Origin of the sequence: Flavobacterium sp. FlaQc-30 (genome assembly GCF_044005885.1) — a bacterium.
In the GTDB taxonomy this organism is placed as follows: domain Bacteria; phylum Bacteroidota; class Bacteroidia; order Flavobacteriales; family Flavobacteriaceae; genus Flavobacterium.
In genome coordinates this window covers 326673-333616 of sequence record NZ_JBIPCO010000008.1, presented here as the reverse complement: position 1 = coordinate 333616, position 6944 = coordinate 326673, and the positions used below count along the sequence as shown (strand labels likewise).

General features: G+C 39.4%; 5 protein-coding genes and 1 pseudogene. 3 read left to right on the top strand and 3 right to left on the bottom strand.

From position 1 onward, the window contains the following. Positions 1-509: 509 nt before the first annotated feature. A complete protein-coding gene (locus ACHRV0_RS18290; RefSeq protein WP_369014907.1) occupies positions 510-731 on the bottom strand; it encodes a T9SS type A sorting domain-containing protein in 222 nt (73 codons plus the stop codon). A 269-nt stretch (positions 732-1000) separates the two neighbouring features. On the opposite strand from ACHRV0_RS18290, the pseudogene ACHRV0_RS18285 reads away from it, so the two are divergent. The 3 genes and pseudogenes from ACHRV0_RS18285 to ACHRV0_RS18275 form a co-directional block, all read left to right on the top strand. Next, positions 1001-1141 (top strand): annotated as a pseudogene (locus ACHRV0_RS18285) (chromate transporter); the annotation flags it as partial. Between the two features lie 154 nt (positions 1142-1295). After that, entirely contained in the window at positions 1296-1994 is a 699-nt protein-coding gene (locus ACHRV0_RS18280; protein ID WP_250347269.1) for a DUF2243 domain-containing protein, read from the top strand. Between the two features lie 424 nt (positions 1995-2418). Further along, positions 2419-3360, top strand: a complete 942-nt coding sequence (locus ACHRV0_RS18275) for a manganese catalase family protein (RefSeq protein WP_091131978.1) — start codon at positions 2419-2421, stop codon at positions 3358-3360. Positions 3361-4013: 653 nt separating this feature from the next. On the opposite strand, the gene ACHRV0_RS18270 is transcribed toward ACHRV0_RS18275, so the two are convergent. Continuing rightward, complete coding sequence (locus tag ACHRV0_RS18270; RefSeq protein ID WP_395441936.1) at positions 4014-5507, bottom strand: DUF1254 domain-containing protein; 1494 nt, start codon at positions 5505-5507, stop codon at positions 4014-4016. Positions 5508-6648: 1141 nt separating this feature from the next. Beyond that, positions 6649-6894, bottom strand: coding sequence for a hypothetical protein (locus ACHRV0_RS18265; RefSeq protein WP_281632454.1), 246 nt, complete (start codon positions 6892-6894; stop codon positions 6649-6651). Positions 6895-6944 lie beyond the last annotated feature (50 nt).

Sequence of the window (6944 nt, the reverse complement as noted above, 5' to 3'; positions counted from 1 at the left end):
TAACTAACTAACTAACTAACTAACTAACTAACTAACTAACTAACTAACTAACTAACTAACTAACTAACTAACTAACTAACTAACTAACTAACTAACTAACTAACTAACTAACTAACTAACTAACTAAAAGCTTAAAAAAGATTTAATAGTCTCCCTATTAAATAAAGAGACGTTCCAGCCCTATCGCCCATCAAGGGTCAAAGCACAACATTCATAACGCTGATTTCCATTAGATCGAAATCCATTTTTTATGCATTTGCCATTGCAGAAATGCATTTTATTCTCATGGCCCAATTTGAAACACTAAGGCAAGGCAAAGCATTTAAGTTTTTTTAAAAGACATAAAACAAGAGACGGCCTGCCGACCGTCTCTTGTTCAATTCACTAATTAAAACTTAATCTTCTTTTTCAGCCAGTTAAGCGGTTAAATTATAAAAACACCTAATCAGTAACACTAACAAATCTGCAGATTTACAGAATCAATCCTAGGGTTGGCATATATGCCCCTATTACTTTTTTATAAATTTTGCATTGGAATTGCCTTTATCAGAAGCAATTTTTATAAAATAACTGCCAGAAGGCAATGCTGAAACATCAATTGAATGAACATTCTTTGCGTTATACATGACTCTCAACAGCTGGCCTAAGGCATTGTAAATCTGTATTGATGTCAACCGAATATCAGTATCGGCAGTTATATTCAAAGTTTCATTTGCAGGGTTTGGATACAAGGCAAAATATCTGTTAAATGGAAAATCCGGCTTCCTTAATGTTTTGCTTATCTCTGTAATGGGAACATTTGTTGTAATTGCATTATTGTTGTCAAAAATATGTCCGCAGCATTGCCAAATGTATCTCCTTCGGCAAGGGTCGATTTAGTTTTTATTTAAAAGCCAGGTAGCCGTCATTATGGGCGTCATCAAAAGGAAGATTAATATTTTCAAACTTAAATTCGACTTTATTGTCATCAGATATCTCAGTGACTCTTTTGAACCTTTCTAAAATAAGCGCTGCTCTGCACGTTATCGTATATGTGCTTTTTGCCTTTCTAGACACAGAATTGGTTTCGCAGGGGCTACTTACAAGGCAGCAGCTTATAGATGCCATTGCTGTGGGCCAGTTTACGCCCGGCCCGTGTTTTCGTCTGTGGCTTTTATCTTTGTCACAGGTAAGCCAGATGCTGTTTACAAATCAGAAAAAATTGCTGTCTTAAATTCTGAAAAGTTTTACTTGAATCTTGTAAGCATATGCTCTTCAATGACATGAGATTTGTTTGAACTTCTAAAACATGATTTATGGGAACAGATGCCGCACCTTTTAAAAAATCACCAGCACTTATAATGCTGCTAGTCCCTGCCAACGCCTTCTGTTGCGTAAACTGCAATCAAGAATTGCAGGCAGCCATTAAAAGCAGCTGGCAGGAAAATAGTCTCGCAATTGCCTTGCCCCTTATTGCGCTTTCCTTGATAATAATGATTCTATCTTGGCTGGCATTAAGAAAAAACAACGCCATGCTCTATGAGCCTGCAGGAATGCCGCTACTTTGCGCATCGCTGGTACTGGGAATGGGGCTCGGCGGCTTTGTTGACGGTATAGTATTCCATCAGATTCTGCAGTGGCATGAAATGCTTTCCAATAGAATACCAGCAGATAACCTGTTGGGAAAAAGTGTCAACATGTTCTGGGACGGGATTTTCCATCTTTTCACTATGCTCACGGTACTAATAGGCATATTCTTGATATGGAAAGTACTAAAGACACCCCAAAACAGCAGTTCAAGATATGTCTTTGGCGCTGGTCTTTTGGCTGGCTGGGGAATTTTTAATGTAATAGAAGGCGTGATAAACCACGAAGTGTTCGGACTGCATAATGTCAGGGAAGCTGCCAATGAAAAAGAATTTTGGAATCTGGCCTTTCATATACTGGGAATAAGTCTGATTGCAGCCAGCGTTTTTTTATATTATAAAGGAAGAAAAAGGGAAAAAATTATATAAATATGATAAAGGCCATTGCATAATGGCAGTCCAAATTTGCTTATAACAATGAGCACGAATTACTCATTTCCGATAATTAAATATTTTCCTAATAGCACTAAGTCGAAGATGTAAAAATGTAATAAAAGGCGATAATTGTATAAAAAGCACTTGCATCATTTGGCGTCATTTGCTGAAAACTAAAATGGATGGAAGTCAGACCAATAGTTTCGACTTCTCTCAGAGATGTATCTTTCGCCTGCTTCAAATCAGCGTCAGGATACCAGCTGACCAGCACTACTTCGCCATGAATAGCAAAGGCGTCATGTAGAGGTAAGACCCCAGCGCAAGGCACTGTGCATAATATCCAATCTCTTATGGATTATCCGTAAAGCGCCAGCTGGATTTTAATTCCATAAAATTATCAATTTCTAAAATCAAAATTATGTTCCATCATTCTAAAGACTTACAATTCAATGCGAGGGTATCGAAACCCGACCCGGCATTCGCCAACATTCTGCTTGAGCAGTTTGGCGGCGAGAATGGCGAATTGGCCGCCGCAATGCAGTATTTTACGCAGGCTTTTAATGCCAAGCAGCCGCATCCTGACAAATATGACATGCTGATGGATATCGCCACAGAAGAATTTTCACATCTTGAAATCGTGGGGGCAACTATCCAAATGCTCCTGAAGGGCGTAAACGGAGAGCTGAAGGATGCCGCCGACTCTTCAGAAATCATGCAGGTGCTTGACGGGAAGGCCGCAAAGGAAACCATCATCCATGCTGCGCTTACTGCAAATCCGCAATTTCCGATCATTGCCGGAGGCGGTCCAGCACTTAAAAACAGCCAAGGCATTCCGTGGTGCGCCTCTTACATCCACTCCAACGGCGATCTTACGGTGGATTTGAGGAGCAATCTCGCATCTGAATCGCGCGCTAAGCTCGTATACGAGCATCTGATGAAATTCACCACCGACCCTTATGTCAAAGAGACGCTGTCTTTCTTGATGACCCGTGAGGTGGCGCATTACAAAATGTTTGAAGCCGCACTCGATTCGATCCAGCCTAATTTCCCTCCTGGAGTGCTTCAGGCTGATCCACGCTTTACCCAACAGTATTTTAATTTTTCACCTGAAAAAAGCGTTCAGGCCCCTTGGAACACAGGCGAGATGCCCGATATGTCCAAAGAATGGCAGTATATCCCAGATCCGCAGACGTATGTCAAACAGACCCAAGGTCTGACCGACAATGAGGACACCTACAATGCTGAACTGGAGCAGATGGATAAAGTGAACCAGCAGATGAGCCAGATGCGCAGCGAAGAAGTAAAAATGGCAGAACCGGAAGGCACCGCCTCCTGGAGTGATTATGACACTGGCCTGTAGTGCCATTAGAATAAGCTAATTTCTTTAAATTCTGAATGAAATTTGTGTGAATTTATATCATAGAGGTCACACTGCCAAATGGCGCCAATTGAAGATAATTGGCGCCATTTTTTTCTACTCTCACTAAAATTGAGGACTTTAAACCATTCTTGCTTTCTTTAAAATAATGCTTTAGTAAGTAACCTAATATGATGATTCGAGATAATTTGTGCAAGTGCTACTTACACAAATCAATTTTATCACTATGCGGGCGGACTAATTGAGAACAAGAGATGATAATTCACGAATAATAGTTTGTAGCAGTGTCAGAAAGTATACAAGGACACTTTTTCTGACTGCAATAATTGGTAAATCATAAAATATTGCAGAATTGTATATTAGTATACTGCCATAAGACAATTGAGTTTTTATAATTTTTGTATCAATCTCCAACAGGACATCTAAACCAAATTTACAAAGCCAATGGAAGACAGATACTACATATAGAAAGCCGATTTCTTCAAATCATCCAAAAATGATGTTGTAATTTGTCCTGTCGAGGTCACAACGCCAAATGGCGCCAATTGAAGACAATTGGCGCCATTTTTTATTTATTTTTACTATATAATCAACTTAAAATAATTTTTTCCTTTACTTTCTCTTTTTGACTGAAATTAAATTTTTACTACAGACGGAGGCGTCCATTGATTTTTAATTACGGACTGCTTTGGGCCGTAGCATCTGAAATATAAACAGAAATCATCTGCAGGACTCGGCAGCCAATTGGCTTTTTTGTCCCCTTGCGGCTCCGCATGCTGCACATACAATGTAAGGGAACCATCGACATTGTACTTTAAATCCCGGTTTTTAGTTCCAACCGAATAGCGTTTTATGGCATTGGGATAGAAAAAGTGATGCTTGTCATAAAGTGTAAGAGACCAGAAGCCGTCTACAGGCGGAAGGTTACCTTTTGCAAATGTTAGAGTATACTGTTTAGAACCATTCAGTCGAGATCCTTTTGAATCGAGATCCTGATAAAAATACTTTGTTTCTTTACCTGCATTCACCAGTATATTGGATTTTGCTATGGCTGTACGGGTGAAATAATCCGTTCCAAAAGCAGCACAGTTATCGGCAGTGGTCCAGTTCCCTGGAAGAGGTATTCCCCAGTTGCGAAATTGCAGTAATGGATCAACCAGTTCTTTGTCCGCTTTATGGGCTTCCTCAATCATCGCTTTTTTCAATGCAGGATCTTTCTTTGCTGCTTCGATCACTGCCAGTACCTGTGCGTAACGAGCTTCCTCGCCGGGCAATGGAGGAGCATCTTTCAATACAATAGGAAGCTGATCGAAAAAGGTATCTGGAAAGACCCATTTCGTTTCTTCAGATCCGCCATCTTTTGTCGGCGAACCTAAGGATGGAAGCCTGCTCCAGTCCTGCTGTTTCATTTTTCCGTCAAATTTATCCAGAGCATAGACATCAATAGAATTAATTATGGCCTGGACTGCATTTTTATCTGAGGGCGTATCATCCTGAAAAACTCTAGGTACAATAAAGGCTGTGCCTGTTTTGCTGTAAAATACTTTAGTGATTCCTTTAGGCACCTCTCCTTTCCAGTTAGGCCCCGCCAGCATGTAAAATCCTGGTTTTGTACCATACATCTTCCCAAGCTGGGCAAAAGCATCTGTGCGAAGATCCACCACCTGATATACCCAAAAACGCTTGCCAAAATCCGGAACCTGTATCACGACAGGAGTCTCATCAAGAGCGGCAATAGCAGCTCCGTAAACCACATCCTGATTTGGACAGGCAACCCAGCGCTGTTCAGGCTTAACATAATCATGCAACATTGCCAAAGAATTTAATGGCGCAAATGGCAGTACGCCATTCATAAGACCTACTTTTGGCGACTGCTTGAACGCAAGACGTCTGTTGTAAATGTTTTCCATTGGCCAAGCCCAGAAATAGGCATCTCTTGCGACCTGTCTTGCATAAGATTCTGTAATCTTTACATTTACATCGGGGCCATTCGGTACTGAATCCGAAAATTTGCCTGAAACATCAGCATCAGTTTCTGCAGAAGAGAATGTTCCATTTTTATCACTTTTATTCTGATTGCAGGCTGTCATTGCAAGAAGTACAATGATTAAAATCAATTTGTTTTTCATCTTTCAAAATTTAAAAAATAACTATAGCTTATTTGATTTTTTCTACTTCATTTAGTTTCCAACTCTGATCATACAGCTTTGGAGTCGGGCCTTAAAAGCGGGCTAAAATTTTAAACTTCCCTTTAGGGTCAGTTGGAATTCAATACGATTCGCCGGATTCAGGTGCAGTTGATTTTAGCAAAAGCATCAACTACTAATTGAAAATCTACTGCCGGCATGCCCTAAATGGCAGATTCTATTCCTCGTAGATACAAAATCTGTTCTGAATATTAGCGTGCTTAAAATCTGAAATTGCCGAAACCTTACATAATCTACTAAAAAATAAACAATTTCAAATTATTACACAGTTTAAAGTTACAATATTTTTTTTTAAAACACATTTACCTTTATGTACAAGTATTTAAAAATCAACAAACATTAACTAGAACTTCTCGTCCAAGTATCGTTTTTGCTTATGTCAAGTCATAAACCAATTTAGTTTTTATATTTTTTTGCATCAATCCCCAACAGGACATCTAAACCAAATTTATAAAGCCAATGGAAGACAGCCGTTATATATAGTAAGCCAATCTCTTCAAATCATCCAAAAATGATGTTGTAATTTGTCCTGTCCCCGTCACAAAAAGCCAAATGGCGCCAATGGAAGACAATGGGCGCCCTTTTTTTATTTATACTAGTAAAACGCTGACTTTATTTCATTTTTGCTATTATTCTTTCTAATTACTTCAATTTCGAAAATGAAATCTCACTTTAAAACTGTTTAATAATTCATCATTATTTGTATTTTCCGCTCTCATTTTTTCAAATATAACTGCTGCTCGAGTGCAGTAAATAATTTACTCATTGCGTCAACCATCTCCCATAACTTTAATCCCAAATATCTGCTTTAAATTCTCCAATGACAAACTAGGCAAACCTAGCCCCGATAGAAGCGGAAATCCTTCTGCGCCGGGGTCCGGGCAGAAGATTGAAGCGCATAGCGGGAAAAAGCTCCCTAAAACATATAATAACTGGAACCTAATAATGTTTTATCCGGCTAAAAAATTAATTGCCCCAGCCCAAAAAACGCAGGATCTTTGATAAAAGTAAAAAGCCCGCCTGCTTTATAGCCGGCGGGCTGTGGTTTATACAGACATTTTGACTATTTGATGCTGATCGTCTCCAGAAGATTTTCCTGATCGATAAAAGCCGCTATATACTGCCGCGCTTCATTTCGTTTCTCCAAAGGAGTTTCAAATGTATTGATATGGAACTCCTCGTCCTGGTCCAGGATATGGATGATCTCGGTATATCCTTTTGAAATCAGGTTCCCTTTGAGTTTAAGTATGGTGTGCTGCTGGCGGGCATCCAAATCTTTTCTCACCTGTAGTTGTATCGCTTTTTCCATTGTGAAAGATCTGTTGGTTTTTATGTCATATTCTATTCAAATTTAGTGAT